The organism is Kitasatospora sp. YST-16 (genome assembly GCF_026802215.1).
GTDB classification, from domain to species: Bacteria; Actinomycetota; Actinomycetes; order Streptomycetales; family Streptomycetaceae; genus Kitasatospora; species Kitasatospora cineracea.
Genome location: NZ_CP113837.1, coordinates 5119260 through 5137698 on the forward strand (window position 1 = coordinate 5119260; position 18439 = coordinate 5137698).

Genomic DNA, 18439 nt, shown 5'->3' on the forward strand with positions numbered 1-18439 from the left:
GGGAGTCGATCCTCCTGCCGCGGCCCCGGCCGTTCCGCGCGCGGTCAGGCGGAGAGGGCCTCCAGCGCGACGACGTCCATCCGGGACGGGGTGCCCGGGTTCTTGCCGCAGCTCTCCGGGCGCGGCGGCTCGCTGCGGGACTCGGTGACGGTGGCCCGCCAGCGGCGGCCGTCGGCGTGCCGCACCTCGACCGTCCAGGGGGAGCCGCCGGGGGACGGGTGCAGGGTCAGCGCGTCGGCGGCCGTCTCGCCGGACAGCTCGCGGACCGCCTGCTCGGCGGCCTGGGCCGGACGCGGCCAGTAGGAGCGGCCGCGGGAGTGCGCCGGGACGGTGTGGCCGGCCGCCGTCGCGGCCAGCACCTCCTTGGCGGACTCGGCGGTCAGCCGCCCGTACGCGTAGCCGTGCGGCAGCACCAGCACGGTCGGCGAGAAGCGGTGGCCGCCGAGGTGGGTGACCTCCCAGACCTCGCTGTGGCCGGCCGCGGCCAGGTCGGCGGCCAGCGGGCGGCCGAGCAGCGCGCAGCAGCGGTCGCGGCGGCCGTTGGTGCACACCAGGGCGATCGGGCCGCCGACGTGCGGGGCGCCGAAGGAGCCGTGGTCGCCCGCGCCGAGCGCGGCGAAGTCCAGGCCGAGCAGCTCGGCGGGGTCGGCGACGTGCCCGCGGCGGACCCACGGGTCGGCCGGCGAGGTGTGCGCGAGCAGCACCTCGTGCCGGGCCGTGGCGTCGCCGTCGGCGTGCCGGCCCGGGCGGCGGATCAGCGCGATCCGGACGCCGGTGCCGTCCGCGGCGGCCTCCAGGGCGGCCCCGAGGCCGGCGTCGAGGTGGCTCTCGGTCACCGCCCGCGCCCCCCACGGACCGGACTGCTCGATCAGCAGCCAGGTAGTGGCGGTGGCCGCGGTGGCGGCCAGCGGCTCGGCCAGTTCGTGCGACAGCGTCGTACAGGTGCTCACCCGCCCCACCCTAGTGCGAACCGCCGCCCGGGCAGGGACGGGGCGGAGACGGCGGGCCCCGGGCCCCGTGCGGGGCCCGGGGCGGGGGTCACATCCGGGTGCCGACCGCGCCGATCGGGGACGGGACGGGGGTGCCGGAGCCGTCGCGGCGCGGGTCGCGCTCGGGGAGCGCGACGGGCCGGCCGGTGGTGGTCGCGCCGAGGGCGGGCAGCGGGCGGCCCAGGCGAAGGCGAGGCCGTCCTCGCCGCGCAGGAAGCGCTGGCAGCGGACGCCGCCGGTGGCCCGGCCCTTGCGCGGGTACTGGTCGAACGGGGTGAGCTTCCAGCTGGTCTGCTCCTCGCCGGCCAGCGTGCCGGAGGCGGCCGCGACCGACAGCACCACCGCGTCCTGCGCCGGGTCGACCGCGGCGAAGGAGAGCACCTTCGCGCCGTCGGCCAGCTTGATGCCGGCCATGCCGCCGGCCGGGCGGCCCTGCGGGCGGACCTGGCCGGCCGGGTAGCGCAGCAGCTGGGCGTCGGAGGTGATGAAGACCAGGTCCTCCTCGCCGGTGCGCAGTTCGACCGCGCCGACCACGGCGTCGCCGTCCTTGAGCGCGATCACCTCGAACTCGTCCTTGTTGGCGGGCCATTCGGGCACCACCCGCTTGACCGTGCCCTGCACGGTGCCGAGCGCCAGGCCGGGGGAGGACTCGTCCAGGGTGGTCAGCGCGATCGGCCGCTCGTCGGCCTCCAGCCGGAGGAACTCGGAGACCGCCGCGCCGCCGGACAGCGTCGAGGTGCCGGGGGGCAGCGCGGGCAGGTCGATCACCGGCAGGCGCAGCACCCGGCCGGCCGTGGTGACCAGGCCGACGTCGCCGCGGGCGGTGGCGGGGACGGCGGAGGCCAGCACGTCGTGCCTGGCGCGGGCCGCGTCCTGCTCGCCGACCGGCTCCAGGTCGAAGGTGCGGGCCAGCAGCCCGGTGGAGGAGAGCAGCACCCGGCACGGGTCGTCGGCGACCTCCAGCGGCACCGACAGCGCGGCGGACGGCACCGAGCCGGCCTCCAGCAGCACGGTGCGCCGCTCGGTGCCGAACTGCTTGGAGACGGCCGCGAGTTCGGAGGAGACCACGGAGCGCAGCTTGGTGTCGGACTCCAGGATCTCGGTCAGCTCGGCGATCTCCTTGAGCAGCTTGGCCTGCTCGGCCTCCAGCTCGACCCGGTCGAAGCGGGTGAGCCGGCGCAGCGGGGTGTCCAGGATGTACGCGGTCTGGATCTCGGAGATGCCGAAGCGCTCCATCAGCCGGTCCTTGGCCTGGCCCGCGTCGTCGCTGCTGCGGATGATCGCGATCACCTCGTCGATGTCGACCAGCGCGACCAGCAGGCCCTCGACCAGGTGCAGCCGGTCCTGGCGCTTGCGGCGGCGGAAGTCGCTGCGCCGCTTGACCACCGTGAAGCGGTGGTCGACGTAGACCTCCAGCAGCTCCTTGAGGCCCAGCGTCAGCGGCTGCCCGTCGACCAGCGCGACGTTGTTGATGCCGAAGGTCTCCTCCATCGGCGTCAGCTTGTACAGCTGCTCCAGCAGCGCCTCGGGGACGAAGCCGTTCTTCACCTCGATGACCAGGCGCAGGCCGTGCTCGCGGTCGGTGAGGTCCTTGACGTCGGCGATGCCCTGCAGCTTCTTCGCGTTGACCAGGTCCTTGATCTTGCCGATCACCTTCTCCGGGCCGACCGAGTACGGCAGTTCGGTGACCACGATGCCCTTGCGGCGGGCGGTGACGTTCTCGATCGAGGTGGTGGCGCGGATCTTGAAGGTGCCGCGGCCGGACTCGTACGCGTCCCGGATGCCGGAGAGGCCGACGATCCGGCCGCCGGTGGGCAGGTCGGGGCCGGGGACGAACCGCATCAGGGCGTCGAGGTCCGCGGAGGGGTGCTTGATCAGGTGCCGGGCGGCGGCGACCACCTCGGACAGGTTGTGCGGCGGCATGTTGGTGGCCATGCCGACCGCGATCCCGGTGGCGCCGTTGACCAGCAGGTTCGGGAACGCCGAGGGGAGCACCTGGGGCTCCTGCTCGGAGCCGTCGTAGTTCGGGCCGAAGTCGACGGTGTCCTCGTGGATCGACTCCACCAGCGACATCGAGGCCGCGGTCAGCCGCGACTCGGTGTAGCGCATCGCGGCCGGCGGGTCGTCGTTGCCGAGCGAGCCGAAGTTGCCGTGGCCGTCGATCAGCGGCAGCCGCATCGAGAACGGCTGCGCCAGGCGCACCACGGCGTCGTAGATCGAGGCGTCGCCGTGCGGGTGCAGCCGGCCCATCACCTCGCCGACCAGGCGCGCGCACTTGACGTGGCCGCGCTCCGGGCGCAGGCCCATCTCGTTGGCCTGGTAGAGGATCCGGCGGTGCACCGGCTTGAGGCCGTCCCGGGCGTCCGGCAGGGCCCGGGAGTAGATCACCGAGTAGGCGTACTCCAGGAACGAGCCCTGCATCTCGTCCACGACATCGACGTCGAGGATCCGCTCCTCGAAGTCACCGGGCGGCGGGGTGGGCGAACTGCGGCGGGCCATCGCTGCGGGGCTCCCTTGCGGTACATGCGGGACATGGGGGTGGGCGGACGCGGGCGCGAACGCCCCCCATTGTGGACCCTCGGTGGGACAGCACCCGTCACCCGGGCCGCTTCCGCCGCTGGCGAACGCGTCCCGCTCCCGGACACCTGACGGCGGCACCCGGCGTTGCACCACAATGGGGACGTCACACGCCCCCGGCCCGGAACACTCCGGAACCGACGACGGGAAGGACCCCGCATGGCCAACCCCGCGCCCGCAAGCGGCCTCGCCATCACCGAACACCGCCTGGCCAACGGCCTGCGGGTGGTGCTCTCCGAGGACCACCTCACCCCGGTCACGGCGGTGTGCCTGTGGTACGACGTGGGCTCCCGACACGAGGTCAAGGGGCGCACCGGCCTCGCCCACCTCTTCGAGCACCTGATGTTCCAGGGCTCGGCGAACGTCTCCAACAACGGCCACTTCGAACTGGTCCAGGGCGCCGGCGGCTCGCTCAACGGCACCACCAGCTTCGAGCGCACCAACTACTTCGAGACCATGCCCGCCCACCAACTGGAGCTCGCGCTCTGGCTGGAGGCCGACCGGATGGGCTCGCTGCTGGCCGCGCTGGACGAGACGTCCATGGAGAACCAGCGCGACGTGGTGAAGAACGAGCGCCGCCAGCGCTACGACAACGTGCCCTACGGCACCGCGTTCGAGAAGCTCACCGCGCTGTCCTTCCCCGACGGCCACCCCTACCACCACACCCCGATCGGCTCGATGGCCGACCTGGACGCCGCCACGCTGGAGGACGCCCGGTCGTTCTTCCGCACCTACTACGCGCCCAACAACGCGGTGCTGGCGATCGTCGGCGACCTCGACCCGGAGCAGACCATCGCCTGGGTGGAGAAGTACTTCGGCTCGATCCCGGCCCACGACGGCAAGCAGCCGCCGCGCGACGGCGCCCTGCCGGAGACCCTCGGCGCCGAGGTGCGCGAGCTGGTCCGCGAGGACGTGCCGTCCCGCGCCCTGATGGCCGCCTACCGGCTCCCGCACGACGGCACCCGGGAGGCCGACGCCGCCGACCTGGCGCTCACCATCCTGGGCAGCGGCGAGTCCTCCCGCCTCTACAACCGGCTGGTGCGCCGCGACCGCACCGCCGTCGCGGCCGGCTTCGGCCTGCTGCGGCTGGCCGGCGCGCCCTCGCTCGGCTGGCTGGACGTCAAGGCGGGCGGCGAGGCCACCCTGGAGCAGATCGACGCGGCCGTCGACGAGGAGCTGGCCCGGTTCGCCGCCGAGGGCCCCACCGCCGAGGAACTCGAACGGGCCCAGGCGCAGATCGAGCGCGAGTGGCTGGACCGGCTCACCACGGTGGCCGGCCGGGCCGACGAACTCTGCCGCTACGCCGTCCTGTTCGGCGACCCGAAGCTCGTCAACAGCGCCCTGCCGAAGGTCCTCGACGTCACCGCCGAGGAGGTCCGGGCGGTCGCCGCCGCCCGGCTGCGCCCCGACAACCGGGCCGTGCTGGTGTACGAGCCGACCGGCGGCGACGCCGACGACAGCAACGACAGCGACGAGGAGGCGGCGGCGTGAGCGACTACACCCCCGCGATGGAGTTCCACCCGCAGCCGCAGCCCGGCACCCCCACCCCGTGGGCGTTCCCGGCGCCCGAGCGGCTCACCCTGGCCAACGGGCTGACGGTGCTGCACTCCCACCGCCCCGGCCAGCAGCTGGTCGCCGTCGACGTGGTGCTGGACGCGCCGCTGGCCGCCGAACCGGAGGGCCTGGACGGCGTCGCCTCGATCCTGTCCCGGGCGCTGTCCGAGGGCACCGACACGCTCAGCGCCGAGGAGTTCGCGGGCGAGCTGGAGCGGGCCGGCGCCACCCTGGACGCGCACGCCGACCACCCGGCGATCCGGGTCTCGCTGGAGGTCCCGGCCTCCCGGCTGGAGCGCGGCCTGACCCTGCTCGGCGACGCGCTGCGCGCCCCCGCGCTGCCCGCCGACGAGATCGAGCGGCTGGTCGCCAACCGCCTCGACGAGATCGTCCACGAGCAGGCCAACCCGGCCCGGCGCGCCGCCAAGGCGCTGTACGCCGAGCTGTTCCCGGCCGCCGACCGGCTGTCCCGGCCGCGGTCCGGCAGCGCCGACACCGTCAAGCGGATCGACCGGGACGCGGTCAAGGCGTTCTACGACGCCCACCTGCGCCCGTCCACCGCCACCGCCGTGGTGGTCGGCGACCTCACCGGCGTCGAGCTGGCCGGGCTGCTGGAGTCCACCCTGGGCCGGTGGACCGCGGAGGCCCGGGAGCCGGCCGTGCACGGCCCGGTGGCGGGCGACGACACCGGGCGGGTGGTCATCGTCGACCGGCCCGGCTCGGTCCAGACCCAGCTGCTGATCGGCCGGATCGGCCCGGACCGGCACGACCCGGTGTGGGCCGCGCAGGTGCTCGGCACCTACTGCCTCGGCGGCACCCTCACCTCCCGGCTGGACCGCGTGCTGCGCGAGGAGAAGGGCTACACCTACGGCGTGCGGGCGTTCGCCCAGGCGCTGCGCTCGTCCGCCGACGGCACCGGTCGCGGGCTGCTGGCGATCAGCGGCTCGGTGGACACCGAGTCCACCGCGCCGGCGCTGCAGGACACCTGGACCATCCTGCGGACGCTGGCCGCCGAGGGCCTGACCGACGCGGAGCGGGAGGAGGCCGTGCAGTTCCTGGTCGGCGTCGCCCCGCTGAAGTTCGAGACGGCCGGCTCGGTCGCCGCGACCCTGGCCGACCAGGTCGAGCAGTACCTGCCGGACACCTACCAGGCGGACTTCTACCGGAAGCTGGCCGAGCTGGACACCGCGGCCGCCACCCGCGCCGTGGTCGCCGCGTTCCCGCCGGACCGGCTGGTCACCGTGCTGGTCGGCGACGCCTCGGTGATCGCCGAGCCGGTCAAGGCGCTCGGCATCGGGGACGTCACGGTCCTCGCCAACTAGCCGTCCGCGCACGGGGGTCCGACGGGGCGTCAGCCCCGCCGGGCCCTCGGCGTTCCCGCCCGTTTTTAATGCCTTGCGCGCCGTCGGCGCGGCGTGGGTAGATATCCCCGACCGGGCGACAGCCGCGCGGTCGGACACAGTGCGGAAGGAGGCGGTCACCATGCGGGTCGAGCCACGACGACGCTCCCCGAGGCTGCCCTTCCGTTGCTCCCTCCGCACCGCCTGAGCAGTTCCCCGCGCAGCGCCCGTCCGCTGCCCGCGGCCCCGGAGCACCGGGCCGCCCCCGATCTTCCCCGCCGCCGCACCGGGCCCTTCCGTGCGGCACCATGAACCCATCCGACCCAGGAGGTCGAACCCCCATGTCGTACACCGAGGTACCCGGCGTCCGCGTCCCGATCCGGATGTGGACCGACCCGGCCACCGTCGAGGGCCAGGCCATGGAGCAGCTGCGCAACATCAGCACGCTGCCCTGGCTGCACGGCCTCGCCGTGATGCCGGACGTCCACCTGGGCAAGGGGGCGACGGTCGGCTCCGTCATCGCGATGAAGGGCGCGGTCTGCCCGGCCGCGGTCGGCGTCGACATCGGCTGCGGGATGACGGCCGTGAAGTCCTCGCTGACCGCGAAGGACCTCCCCGACGACCTGTCGCACCTGCGGCACCGGATCGAGCAGGCCATCCCGGTCGGCCGCGGCCTGCACGGCGACCCGGTCGACCCGGGCAAGCTGCACGGGCAGTCCACCGCCGGCTGGGCCGACTTCTGGCAGCGCTTCGACGGCATCGCCCCCGAGGTGCGCTGGCGGCGCGAGCGGGCCGCCCAGCAGATGGCCACCCTCGGCGGCGGGAACCACTTCATCGAGCTCTGCCTGGACGACGACGGCGCGGTCTGGCTGATGCTGCACTCCGGGTCGCGCAACATCGGCAAGGAGCTCGCCGAGCACCACATGTCGATCGCCCAGGCGCTGCCGCACAACCAGGGCCTGATCGACCGTGACCTCGCGGTCTTCATCGCCGACACCCCGCAGATGGCCGCCTACCGGTCGGACCTCTTCTGGGCGCAGGAGTACGCCAAGCACAACCGGGCGCTGATGATGGCCCTGTTCCAGGGCGCGGTCCGCCGCGAACTGCCCAAGGCCAAGCCGACGTTCGGCGAGATGATCTCCTGCCACCACAACTACGTGGCCGAGGAGCGCTACGACGGCGTCGACCTGCTGGTCACCCGCAAGGGCGCGATCCGGGCCGGCTCCGGCGAGTACGGGATCATCCCGGGCTCGATGGGCACCGGTTCGTACATCGTGAAGGGCCTGGGGAACACCGCCTCGTTCAACTCGGCCTCGCACGGCGCCGGCCGGAAGATGAGCCGGAACGCCGCCAAGAAGCGCTTCACCACGGCGGACCTGGTCGCGCAGACGGCGGGCGTCGAGTGCCGCAAGGACTCCGGCGTGGTCGACGAGATCCCCGGCGCGTACAAGTCGATCGAGAAGGTGATCGAGCAGCAGCGGGACTTGGTCGAGGTGGTGGCGCACCTCAAGCAGGTGATCTGCGTCAAGGGCTGACGCTCCGTCAACTCCCTCGCGGGTCGCGCTCCGGGGCGAAGAAGTACCGGTCCATCATCAGCGCCGCGTCCGCGAGGACCTCCGGATCGCCGTCCGGGTCCTCGCGGAACGCCACGCTGAGCAGCTGGATGCCCACGGTCACCGCCAGGCCCGCCCGGCGGCGGGTCCCGGCGGTGTCGGCCAGGCCGAACGAGGCGACCAGCACCTGGTGCACCCGGGCGGCGATCAGCGCGTCCACCTCGTCGCTCAGGTCCACCAGCGAGGGGATCTTCGGGCTGTGGAACCACGACTGCCGGTAGCCGGGCAGTGCCCGCAGCCGGTTCGCGTACGCCTCGACCACCCCGGCCAGGAAGCGCTCGGAGGACGCCCCGCAGGCCGCCACCGCCTCCGGGGCGGTGGCGGCCTCCAGCAGCCGCAGGTCGCCCTCCATCCAGCTGTGCTCCAGCGTCTCCAGCACCGCCTCCTTGTCCGGGAAGAACCGGTACAGCGCCCCGACCGACATCCCGGCCTCGGCCGCGATCTGCTTGGTGCTGAGCTGCTCGAACGGCACGGTCTCCAGCAGCCGGGCCGTGGTGGCCAGGATGCGGGCGAACTTCTCGCGGCTGCGCTGCTGCTGCGGCTCGCGGACCAGGGGGGACACGGTTGGCTCACTCTCCTCGTACGGCGCCGGGCGGGCAGGGCCCTTGACGCGCCGCAATAACATGAACGATATTCTCGTTCATGTTATTGCGCGGCTTTCCCACCCTCTGGGCGTCCGTCACCATATCCAGCCTCGGCGACGGCATGCGCTTCGTCGCCCTCCCGCTGCTCGCCGTCGGGCTCACCGACGACGCACGACTGATCGCCCTGGTCGCGCTGGCCGGACAGCTGCCCTCGCTGCTGCTCGCCCTCCCCGCCGGGGCCTGGGCCGACCGGACCGACCGCCGCCGGATGCTCCTCTGGTCGGACGCCGCCCGCACCCTCGTGGTCGGCGCCCTGGCCGTCGCGGTGGCCGCGGACGCCGTCCGGATCGGCTGGCTGGTGCTGGCGGCCCTGCTGCTCGGCGCCGGGGACGTCGTCTACGGCGCGGGCTGGTCGGGCATGGTCCCCACCCTCGTCCCGCCCGCCGGGCGCGCCCGGGCCAACTCCCGCCTGCAGGCCGGGGCCCTGATCACCGACACCCTGCTCGGCACCCCGCTCGGCGCGGTCCTGTTCGGGCTGGCCGCGGTCCTCCCGCTCGCCGTCGACAGCCTCTCCTTCGCCGTCGCGGCCGCCCTGGTGCTCCTGCTGCGCGGCGACTTCCGTCCCGGCGGAGCGGGTCCGCTCCCCGCCCGGGCCCCACTGGGGCGGCAGGTCGCGGAGGCGCTGCGCTGGCTGCGCGACCGCCCCGTCCTGTTCCGGCTCTGCCTCGCCCGCGGCCTCACCGGTGCGGTCGCCTCCGGGCTGATCGCCGTCCTGGTCCTCTACGCGGGCCGCGCCCAGCACCTCGGCCCGACCGGGTTCGCCCTGCTGGTCGCCGTGTTCGCCGTCGGCGGCCTGCTCGGCAGCGCCCTCACGCCGCGGCTGCTGCACCGCTGGGGCGCCCGCGCCACCATGGTCGCAGGCGTCCTCGGCTCGGGGGTCTGCGCTCTGCTCATGGCGCTCGCCCCCACCCCCGCGGTCTCCGCCCTCGCCGTCGCCGGCTACGGCGCCACCGACTTCGCCTGGGCGATCGGCGGGCTGACCCTCCGCCAGTCCCAGGTCCCGTCCCGCCTGTTGGGCCGGATCTCGATGGCCTACCAGCTCGTCTTCAACGCCGCGGGTGCGGCGGGCGCCGCCCTCGCCGGGCTCCTCGCCCACCAGTGGGGCCCCCGGGCCCCCTACTTCGCGGGCGCGGCCTTGCTGCTCGCCGTCCCCCTGCTGCTGCCGGGGACCCGCCGCGAGGCGGAGGGCTGGGCGCTCGCCGAGAGCTGAAGAGGAGAGGGGTGGGGGGCACCGCCAGGGGCTCGGGGGAGCGGCGGGTCCGTGCGGCCGGGTGCGGGGGAACCGAACCGGAGGCCGATGCGCGCCCCGGCCGCGCACCGCCGGCAGCGCCGGGCTCGCCGCTCCCCTGAATGCCGGCCGTTACGCGGCGGGCAGCTCGTCCAGGCCCTCCTGGACCAGCTTGGCGACGCGGTCGAGGGTGGCGTCGGCGCCGTCCGCGTCGGCGGCCAGCACGACGGTGTCGCCGCCGGCCGCGCCGAGGGCGAGCAGGCCGAGCATGGAGCCGGCGTTGACGGGGCTGCCGCCCTCCTTGGCGATGGTCATCGGGACGCCGGTGGAGGTGACGGCCTTGACGAAGATGGAGGCGGGACGGGCGTGCAGGCCCTCGGCCCAACCGATGGTGACGCGGCGCTCAGCCATGAGAGGTGCCTTTCACGTGGTGCAGGGTGGTGCAGGGTTGTCTAGACCAGTGTTGCACGCCCGGACACGGCGGGCCCGTCGGTACGGGACGGCGGAACCGCGGAACCGCGGGCCACCGGACCGCAGAACCGCGGAACCGCGGGGCGGCAGGCCCAGCGTGCCGTGCCCGGCAGGCCGGGCGCCATCAGGCTCGCCGACGACTACGCTGGCGGGCGTGGAGCACGAGCGCGCACCGGTCGACAACGGGTACCCCCAGCACTGGGAGGCGGACGTCCTGCTGCGCGACGGCGGGACGGCCCGGATCCGCCCGATCACCGCGGACGACGCCGAGCGGCTGGTCGAGTTCTACGAGCAGGTCTCGGACCAGTCGAAGTACTTCCGGTTCTTCGCCCCGTACCCGCACCTGTCCGACAAGGACGTCCGCCGCTTCACCCGGCACGACTACGTGAACCGGGTCGGCCTGGCACTGGTGGTGCGGGACAGCTTCGTCGCCACCGTCCGCTACGACCGGACCGACAAGGACGGCATGCCGTCCACCACCGGCACCGACGCCGAGGTCGCCTTCCTGGTCCAGGACGCCCACCAGGGCCGGGGCATCGCCTCCGCGCTGCTGGAGCACATCGCGGCGGTCGCCCAGGAGCGCGGCATCCGCCGGTTCACCGCCGAGGTGCTGCCGGAGAACCGCAAGATGGTGAAGGTCTTCACCGACGCCGGCTACACCCAGCGGCGCAGCTTCGCCGACGGCGTGGTGCACCTGGAGTTCGACCTGGAGCCGACCGCCGCCTCGCTCGCCGTGATGCGGGCCCGCGAGCACCGGGCCGAAGCCCGTTCCGTGCAGCGGCTGCTGACGCCCCGTTCGATCGCGGTGATCGGCGTCTCGCGCAACCCGCAGTCGGTCGGCCGGGCGCTGCTGCGCGACGTCCGCTCCGGCTTCGACGGCCCGGTGTACGCCGTCAACCGGGGCGCCGAGCCCGGCACCGTGCTGGAGGGCGTGCCGACCCACCGCTCGGTGCTGGACGTCCCCGGCCCGGTCGACCTCGCGGTGATCGCGGTGCCCGAGCCCGCCGTCCCCGGCGCGGTCGCCGAGTGCGGGGCGCACGGCGTGCAGGGCCTGGTGGTGGTCAGCGCCGGGTACGCCGAGACCGGCCCGGACGGGCGGGACCGGCAGCGGGCCCTGGTGCGGCAGGCCCGGGCGGCCGGCATGCGGGTGATCGGCCCGAACGCGTTCGGCCTGGTCAACACCGACCCCGAGCACCGGCTGAACGCCTCGCTGGCCCCCGCGCTGCCCGACCGCGGGCCGTTCGGCGTGTTCTGCCAGTCCGGCGCGATCGGCGTGGCCCTGCTGGAGGCCGCCCACCGCCGCGGCATGGGCATCTCCTCGTTCGCCTCGGTCGGCAACCGCGCCGACGTCTCCGGCAACGACCTGCTGCAGTACTGGGAGGAGGACGCCGCCACCGAGGTGGTGCTGCTCTACTTCGAGTCCTTCGGCAACCCGCGCAAGTTCACCCGGATCGCCCGCCGACTGGCCGCCGGCAAGCCCGTGGTGGTGCTCAAGGGCGCCCGGCACACCGGCAGCCTGCCGCCCGGCCACGCCGTCCAGCCCGCCGCGACCCGGCTGCGCGACAGCACCGTGGACGCCCTGTTCCAGCAGGCCGGGGTGATCCGGGTGGACACCATCACCGAGCTCTTCGACACCGGCGAACTGCTCGCCGGACAGCCGCTGCCCCGCGGCAACAAGGTCGCCGTGGTCGGCAACTCCGACTCGCTCGGCCTGCTCACCTACGACACCTGCCTGAGCGCCGGACTGCGCCCCCGCACCCCCGTCGACCTGACCACCGGCGCCACCGGCGAGAACTTCCGGGTCGCCCTGGACACCGCGCTCGCCGACCCGCACACCGACGCGGTGATCGCCGTCGCCATCCCGCCGATCGGCGTGCACGGCCCCGGCCCGGCGCCGGAACTCGTCGAGGACGACCCCGAGATCGCCCAGGCCCTGCTGGACGCCGCCGTCCGCGGCCGGGAACTCGGCAAACCGCTGCTGCTCGCCCACCTCGCCCTGCCCGCGCTGGTCGCCCGGCTCCGCGCCGGGGGCGTGCCCGCCTACCCGGCGCCCGAGCGCGCCGTGCACGCCCTGGCCGACGCCGTCCGCTACGCGAAGTGGCGCCGGCGCAACGCCGAGGCCGAGGAGACCGCCCGGGTCCCCGAACTGGAGGGCGTCGACGAGCACGCCGCCCGCGCCCTGGTCGAACGCGCGCTGTCCGGCCGGGAGGCGGTCGCCGCCCGGCTGCAGTCCGGCGGCGCCCGGGTCACCCTGCCCGACCCCGAGGCCGCCGACCTGCTCGGCCACTACGGCATCCCGGTCAGCCCGACGCTGCCCGCCCCCGACGAGGCCGCCGCCGTCAAGGCGGCCACCGCGCTCGGTTACCCCGTTGCGCTGAAGGCCACCGCCGAGCACCTGCGGCACCGGCCCGACCTGGGCAGCGTCCGGCTCGACCTGACCAGCGAGGCCGAACTGCGCCGCGCCCACCGCGAACTGGACGCGCTGCTCGGCGGCGCCGCGCAGGCCGAACTGGTCGTGCAGCGGCTCGCCCCGCGCGGCGTGGACACCGTGATCGGCGCGGCCGTCGACCCCGCCGTCGGCACCATCCTGTCCTTCGGCCTGGCCGGCGCCCCCGCCGAACTGCTCGGCGACGTCGCCCACCGCCTGGTCCCGGCCACCGACCGGGACGTCGCCGAACTGATCCGCGAAGTCCGGGCCGCCCCGCTGCTGTTCGGCTGGCGCGGCGCCGAGGCCGTCGACACCGGCGCGCTGGAGGAGGTGCTGCTGCGGGTCTCCCGCCTCGTCGACGACCTGCCCGAGATCGCCGCGGTCGACCTGGAGCCCGTCGTGGTCGCCCCGCACGGCCTGACCGTGCTCGGCGCCCGGGTCCGGATCGCCCCGCTGCCGGTCCGCACCGATCTGGGACCGCGCGCCATGAGCACGCTGTAATCTTGCGTGGTTGCCCGCTCGCCAGGACCGGGCGGCCCCCGGCGGAGCGAAGGCCGGGCGAACCCGGCGCAGTGCCACCCGCCGGAGCGGCGGGACATGCCAGGATGGAGATATGGCGAAGACCGGTACCACCACGCAGGACCTGCGGTCCGCGATCGAGCGCAGCGGCTACTACCCGGCGCTGGTCTCCGAGGCGGTGGAGTCCGCGGTGGGCCCCGAGCCGATCACCTCGTACCTGGTGCACCAGGAGACCACCTTCGACGCCAACGAGGTCCGCCGGCACGTCACCGTGCTGGTGCTCACCGCGTCGCGCTTCGTGGTCAGCCACACCGACGAGCAGAACGGCGACGCGGCCACCCCCGTCCCGTACGCCACCACCTCCACCGAGACCGTCCGCCTGGACCGGATCACCTCCGTGGTGGTCAGCCGCATGGTCGCCAACCCCGAGACGTACACCCCCGGCACCCCGCCGCGCGAGGTCGTGCTGACCATCGGCTGGGGCGCCGTGCAGCGCCTCGACCTGGAGCCGGCCGGCTGCTCCGACCCGAACTGCGAGGCGGACCACGGCTACACCGGCTCCGCCACCGCCGACGACCTGTCGCTGCGGGTCAGCGAGGCCGGGGACGGGCCGGAGACGGTCGCCCAGGCGCTGGTGTTCGCCCGGGCGCTGTCCGAGGCGACCGTGGCCAACGGCTGAGCCGGGACATGCACGACGACGCCTACGAGCTGCTCGACCCGGCCGACGCCCCCGCCCCGCGCTACGGCTGCGCCGCGCTCTCCGACCTGCTGCCCACGCTGGCGGCGGGCCTCGGCGTGCCCGGCTACCGCCCGGCGCTGCCGCTGGAGCCCGCCGACCGGGTCTGCGTGTTCCTGGTCGACGGCCTCGGCTGGGAGCTGATCCGGGCCAACCCGGACTGGGCGCCGTTCCTCACCTCGCTGACGGCCGGGCGCTCCCCGATCACCGCGGGCTTCCCGTCCACCACCGCCACCTCGCTGGCCTCGGTCGGCACCGGCCTGCCGCCCGGGCAGCACGGCCTGGCCGGGTACACGGTGGCGATCCCGGACAGCGGGCGGCTGATGAACCAGCTGCGCTGGAACCCGCCGGTCGACCCGCACGCCTGGCAGCCCTACCCCACCGTCTTCGAGCGGGCCCACCAGGCCGGGGTGGCCACCGCGCAGGTCTCCTCCCCGCTGTTCGCCTCCACCCCGCTCACCCAGGTCGCGCTCTCCGGCGGCACCTTCCTCGGCCGCACCACCGGCGAGGAGCGGATGGACCGGGCCGCCGCCTGGCTGGCCGAGCACGACCGCGCCCTGGTCTACACGTACCTGAGCGAACTCGACGCCGCCGGGCACCGGTTCGGCGTCGACTCCGACGAGTGGCGGCTCACCCTCTTCACGGTCGACCGCCTCGCCCGCCGGCTGGCCGAGCAGCTCCCGCCGCGCTCCGCGCTGTACGTCACCGCCGACCACGGCATGATCGACGTCGCCCCGGAGAACCGGATCGACTTCGACGAGGACTGGGAGCTCTCGGCCGGCGTCGCGCTGCTCGGCGGCGAGGGCCGGGCCCGGCACGTCTACGCCCACCCCGGCGCGGCCGCCGACGTGCACGCGGTGTGGAGCGAGGTGCTGGGCGAGCAGATGTGGGTCGCCACCCGCGAACAGGCCGTCGCCGCGGGCTGGTTCGGCCCCACGGTGGACGAGCGCGTGCTGCCCCGGATCGGCGACGTGGTCGCCGCCGCCCGCGACGACATCGCCGTCGTCGCCACCCGCAGCGAGCCCGGGGAGTCCCAGATGGTCGGCCTGCACGGTTCGATGACCCCCGTCGAACAGCTCGTGCCGCTGCTCGAAGTCCGCGGCTGAGCCCGCCCGTTGACCCCCTCGCCCGAAAGGCTGACGCTCCGCCATGGCTGAATTGGTGTTCTTCTCGGGCACGATGGACTGCGGCAAGTCGACGCTGGCCCTCCAGATGGACCACAACCACGCCGCCCGCGGCCGCCAGGGCATCATCTTCACCCGCCACGACCGGGCCGGCGCCGCCACCATCTCCAGCCGCCTCGGCCTGCGCGCCGACGCCGTCGAGGTCGGCGACGTCTTCGACTTCCAGGCGTACGTCGTCCACCTGCTCTCGGCCGGCGGCAAGGTCGACTACCTGATCTGCGACGAGGCGCAGTTCTTCTCCGCCGGGCAGATCGACCAACTCGCGCGGATCGTCGACGAGTTGGGCATCGACGTGTTCACCTTCGGGATCACCACCGACTTCCGCACCAAGCTGTTCCCCGGCTCCCAGCGGCTGATCGAGCTCGCCGACCGGGTCGAGGTCCTCCAGGTCGAGGCGCTCTGCTGGTGCGGCGCCCGGGCCACCCACAACGCCCGCACCGTCGGCGGCGTCATGGTCGTCGAGGGCGCCCAGGTGGTGGTCGGGGACGTCGCCGTCAACGAGGACGAGATCGGCTACGAGGTGCTCTGCCGCCGCCATCACCGCCGCCGCCTCACCGCCGCCACCGCCCGGGCCGCGGTCCTCTCCCCGGACGTGCTCCCCTTCGAGGGCTGACCACCCGTCAGGAACGTTTCCCCGGGTGACGGGATCGCCCGGCCCGCCCCGCGCGCCGCGTCCGCGCGCCACAATGGCGGCATGACCTCGCCCCTGATCAGCGTCGCCGAACTCGCCACCGCGCTCGGCTCCGACCGGCCCCCCGTCCTGCTCGACGTCCGCTGGGCGCTCGGCGGCCCGCCCGGCGCCGAGGAGTACGCCGCGGGCCACCTGCCCGGCGCGCACTACGTCGACCTGGACCGCGAACTCGCCGACCCGCCCGGCCCGGCCGGCCGCCACCCGCTGCCCGACCCGGACCGCCTCGCCGCCGCCCTGCGCCGGGCGGCGTCGGCGCCGAGCGCCCCGTCGTCGCCTACGACGCCGGGCCCGCGCTCTCCGCCGCCCGCGCCTGGTGGCTGCTGCGCTGGGCGGCCACGGCGACGTCCGGGTCCTGGACGGCGGCCTCGCCGCCTGGACCGCCGCCGGGCACCCGCTCAGCACCGACACCCCGCCCCCCGGCGACGGCGACTTCAAGGCCGACCCCGGCCACCTGCCCACCGTCGACGCGAGCGGCGCGGCCGAACTCGCCCGCACCGGCCTGCTGCTCGATGCCCGGGCCGGCGAGCGCTACCGCGGCGAGACCGAGCCCGTCGACCCGAGGGCCGGGCACATCCCCGGCGCGGTCTCCGCCCCCACCACCGAGAACCTCGGCCCCGACGGCCGCTTCCTGCCCCCGGCCGCACTGGCCGAGCGGTTCGCCGCCCTCGACCTCACCGACCCGGCCCGCACCGCCGTCTACTGCGGCTCCGGCGTCACCGCCGCCCACCAGCTGCTCGCCCTCGCGCTGGCCGGCCACGACGGCGCCGCCCTCTACCCGGGCTCCTGGAGCGAGTGGTCGGCGAACCCGGCCAACCCCGTGGAGTAGGAAGAGCCCTGGCAGTGAGCCCCGCCAGGGGCTCGGGGAACGTGCTGGTGGTCGGAGCCCGTCGAAGGTCAGTGCTGCCGCGCGCAGTGAACAGAACCCGAAGCCGATGCGCGCTTCGGCAGCGAACCTCTCGCAGCCACGGCCTCGCCGTTCCCCGAGCCCCTGGTGGTGCTCCCAGGTGAAACCGTTATTCGGGCTTCTTGCGGCGCGAGCCGAAGACGATCTCGTCCCAGCTCGGCACCGTCGCCCGGCGCCCCGGCCGGACGCCGTCGGCCTCGGCCTGGCGGTCGGTGGTGCCGACCAGGCGGTCCCGGTGCGGGGCGACCGAGCGCGGCATCAGGATGTCCGCGTACGCGGAGCCCGCGCCGACGCTGGCGGCGGGGGCCGCCGTCTCCTCGACGACCTCCTCGGGCTCCTCGGCGACCGTGGTCTCCACGCTCGGGCCGACCGGGGTGAGGTCGCCGCGGTAGGACGGCACCACGTCCAACAGGCTGGTCAGGGAATCCCGTTCGGGCGCGGCCGCGGTGGCGGCGGAGGCCGCCGCCTCGCGGGCCTCGCGGACCTGCATGATGCGGTCGGCGGAGGGCCGCTCGATCATCGGGCGGGCCGGGCGGTCGTGCGGCAGCCGGGCGATCCGCGGGATGAACGGGAAGACCGAGTCCTCCTCGCGCTCGACGTTCTCGCCGATCAGCGCGCGGGCCTCGTCGTCGTTGGGCTGGACCAGCCGCCGCGGCGGGTCGTAGGACCAGGCGGCCCGCCGGTGCTCGCCCTCGGCGCGGTACCAGAGGACGACCTCCCAGGTGCCGTCGTCGCGGCGCCAGGAGTCCCAGCGCTCGGTGTCCTTCTCGGCGCCGCGCAGCGCGAGGCGCTCGGCGACGGCCTCGCCGAGCTGCGGGCCGGTGGACTCGCCGTGCCGGCGGATCGCCGTCTTGCGGGCCCGCTCGGCCATGAAGGCGCGCTCGGCGAGCACCGGGCCCTCGAAGCGGCGGACGCGTTCCACCGAGATCCCGGCGGCCTGGGCGACCTCCTCAGCGGAGGCACCGGCTCGTATCCGGGCCTGGATGTCACGGGGGCGGAGGTGGCTCTCCACCTCGATCTCGATCTGGCCGAGCCGCGGCCGGTCACCCCGGACGGCGGCGCGCAGCCGCTCGTCGATCGGCAGGGTGTACTCCGTGCTGTCGGCAGCCTTGAGCACCAGCCGTGTGCCGTCGTTGCTGACGGCCACGACGCGCAGTTCGGGCACGGTTACCTCCCGGGTGGTGCCTGCCGACGTCACCTGCGTCGCTGCTCCCGTACTGAGTGTGGCCTGCCCGTTGGCGAGTGGCCACAACCTTGCAGAGTTACCCGGCGTGTCGGGCTTTCACCCGGGCGCGCCGCTGTGGCACGGTTGCCTGTTTGCCACGTCGACGGTCGACATCGCACCCGGGCGCCCGGTCCGTCGTCCGACGGGTCGTCGACAACGAGTCCGAAGGCTCAGGCTCCACGAACAGTACTCCATTCGTGGCATCCGAAGGGGCGGCTCGCCGCTCAAGTCTCCCGCGAATCACCGGAATCTCAAGAGTGGGCACCCCATTGACCCGCCGGTGATCAACGGACGGTGATCATCTTCACATATATCGACCGGAGAGAACCGGATTTT

12 protein-coding genes and 2 pseudogenes are annotated in these 18439 nt (G+C 74.5%); 9 read left to right on the forward strand and 5 right to left on the reverse strand.

Annotation, left to right across the window (positions count from 1 at the left end; all coding sequences use genetic code 11):
• Window positions 1-44: 44 nt before the first annotated feature.
• Entirely contained in the window at window positions 45-959 is a 915-nt protein-coding gene (locus OU787_RS23305; protein ID WP_268660446.1) for a sucrase ferredoxin, read from the reverse strand.
• Between the two features lie 79 nt (window positions 960-1038).
• Window positions 1039-3488: pseudogene (locus OU787_RS23310) on the reverse strand (DNA gyrase/topoisomerase IV subunit A).
• A gap of 237 nt (window positions 3489-3725) precedes the next feature.
• On the opposite strand from OU787_RS23310, the gene OU787_RS23315 reads away from it, so the two are divergent.
• The 3 genes from OU787_RS23315 (at window position 3726) to OU787_RS23325 (ending at window position 7995) form a co-directional block, all read left to right on the forward strand.
• The gene (locus tag OU787_RS23315; RefSeq protein ID WP_030458033.1) at window positions 3726-5057 is read left to right on the forward strand and encodes a M16 family metallopeptidase; all 1332 of its coding nucleotides are present in this window, start codon (window positions 3726-3728) and stop codon (window positions 5055-5057) included.
• A 17-nt stretch (window positions 5058-5074) separates the two neighbouring features.
• Window positions 5075-6442: a M16 family metallopeptidase gene (locus tag OU787_RS23320; RefSeq protein WP_030458034.1), complete on the forward strand. Its 1368-nt coding sequence runs from the start codon at window positions 5075-5077 to the stop codon at window positions 6440-6442.
• Window positions 6443-6801: 359 nt separating this feature from the next.
• A complete protein-coding gene (locus OU787_RS23325; protein WP_030458035.1) occupies window positions 6802-7995 on the forward strand; it encodes an RtcB family protein in 1194 nt (397 codons plus the stop codon).
• Window positions 7996-8002: 7 nt separating this feature from the next.
• On the opposite strand, the gene OU787_RS23330 is transcribed toward OU787_RS23325, so the two are convergent.
• Complete coding sequence (locus tag OU787_RS23330; protein WP_051816539.1) at window positions 8003-8635, reverse strand: TetR/AcrR family transcriptional regulator; 633 nt, start codon at window positions 8633-8635, stop codon at window positions 8003-8005.
• An 80-nt stretch (window positions 8636-8715) separates the two neighbouring features.
• Here OU787_RS23330 and OU787_RS23335 point away from each other — a divergent pair, with 80 nt between their 5' ends.
• Window positions 8716-9927, forward strand: coding sequence for an MFS transporter (locus tag OU787_RS23335; protein WP_268660447.1), 1212 nt, complete (start codon window positions 8716-8718; stop codon window positions 9925-9927).
• A gap of 150 nt (window positions 9928-10077) precedes the next feature.
• Here the strand turns inward: OU787_RS23335 and OU787_RS23340 are convergent, their stop codons facing one another.
• A complete protein-coding gene (locus tag OU787_RS23340) occupies window positions 10078-10356 on the reverse strand; it encodes an HPr family phosphocarrier protein (protein WP_268660448.1) in 279 nt (92 codons plus the stop codon).
• A 214-nt stretch (window positions 10357-10570) separates the two neighbouring features.
• Here OU787_RS23340 and OU787_RS23345 point away from each other — a divergent pair, with 214 nt between their 5' ends.
• The 5 genes and pseudogenes from OU787_RS23345 (at window position 10571) to OU787_RS23365 (ending at window position 16800) form a co-directional block, all read left to right on the forward strand.
• Window positions 10571-13345, forward strand: coding sequence for a bifunctional acetate--CoA ligase family protein/GNAT family N-acetyltransferase (locus OU787_RS23345; protein WP_030458039.1), 2775 nt, complete (start codon window positions 10571-10573; stop codon window positions 13343-13345).
• A 112-nt stretch (window positions 13346-13457) separates the two neighbouring features.
• The gene (locus OU787_RS23350; RefSeq protein WP_030458040.1) at window positions 13458-14042 is read left to right on the forward strand and encodes a DUF5998 family protein; all 585 of its coding nucleotides are present in this window, start codon (window positions 13458-13460) and stop codon (window positions 14040-14042) included.
• Between the two features lie 8 nt (window positions 14043-14050).
• Window positions 14051-15205, forward strand: coding sequence for an alkaline phosphatase family protein (locus OU787_RS23355; RefSeq protein WP_268660449.1), 1155 nt, complete (start codon window positions 14051-14053; stop codon window positions 15203-15205).
• Between the two features lie 43 nt (window positions 15206-15248).
• Window positions 15249-15896 (forward strand): thymidine kinase, encoded by a 648-nt coding sequence (locus OU787_RS23360; RefSeq protein WP_030458042.1) that lies wholly within the window; start codon window positions 15249-15251, stop codon window positions 15894-15896.
• An 81-nt stretch (window positions 15897-15977) separates the two neighbouring features.
• Window positions 15978-16800: pseudogene (locus tag OU787_RS23365) on the forward strand (sulfurtransferase).
• Window positions 16801-16987: 187 nt separating this feature from the next.
• Here OU787_RS23365 and sepH read toward each other — a convergent pair.
• Window positions 16988-18076, reverse strand: a complete 1089-nt coding sequence (gene sepH / locus OU787_RS23370) for a septation protein SepH (protein ID WP_081966717.1) — start codon at window positions 18074-18076, stop codon at window positions 16988-16990.
• Between the last annotated feature and the right edge of the window lie 363 nt (window positions 18077-18439).

Excerpts from the sequence above, each read along its gene's own strand:
- OU787_RS23320 (WP_030458034.1), top strand. The coding sequence starts at position 5,075 with ATGGAGTTCCACCCGCAGCCGCAGCCCGGCACCCCCACCCCGTGGGCG.
- OU787_RS23360 (WP_030458042.1), top strand. The coding sequence starts at position 15,249 with ATGGCTGAATTGGTGTTCTTCTCGGGCACGATGGACTGCGGCAAGTCG.
- OU787_RS23315 (WP_030458033.1), top strand. The coding sequence starts at position 3,726 with ATGGCCAACCCCGCGCCCGCAAGCGGCCTCGCCATCACCGAACACCGC.
- OU787_RS23340 (WP_268660448.1), bottom strand. The coding sequence starts at position 10,356 with ATGGCTGAGCGCCGCGTCACCATCGGTTGGGCCGAGGGCCTGCACGCC.
- OU787_RS23355 (WP_268660449.1), top strand. The coding sequence starts at position 14,051 with ATGCACGACGACGCCTACGAGCTGCTCGACCCGGCCGACGCCCCCGCC.
- OU787_RS23350 (WP_030458040.1), top strand. The coding sequence starts at position 13,458 with ATGGCGAAGACCGGTACCACCACGCAGGACCTGCGGTCCGCGATCGAG.
- OU787_RS23325 (WP_030458035.1), top strand. The coding sequence starts at position 6,802 with ATGTCGTACACCGAGGTACCCGGCGTCCGCGTCCCGATCCGGATGTGG.
- OU787_RS23335 (WP_268660447.1), top strand. The coding sequence starts at position 8,716 with ATGTTATTGCGCGGCTTTCCCACCCTCTGGGCGTCCGTCACCATATCC.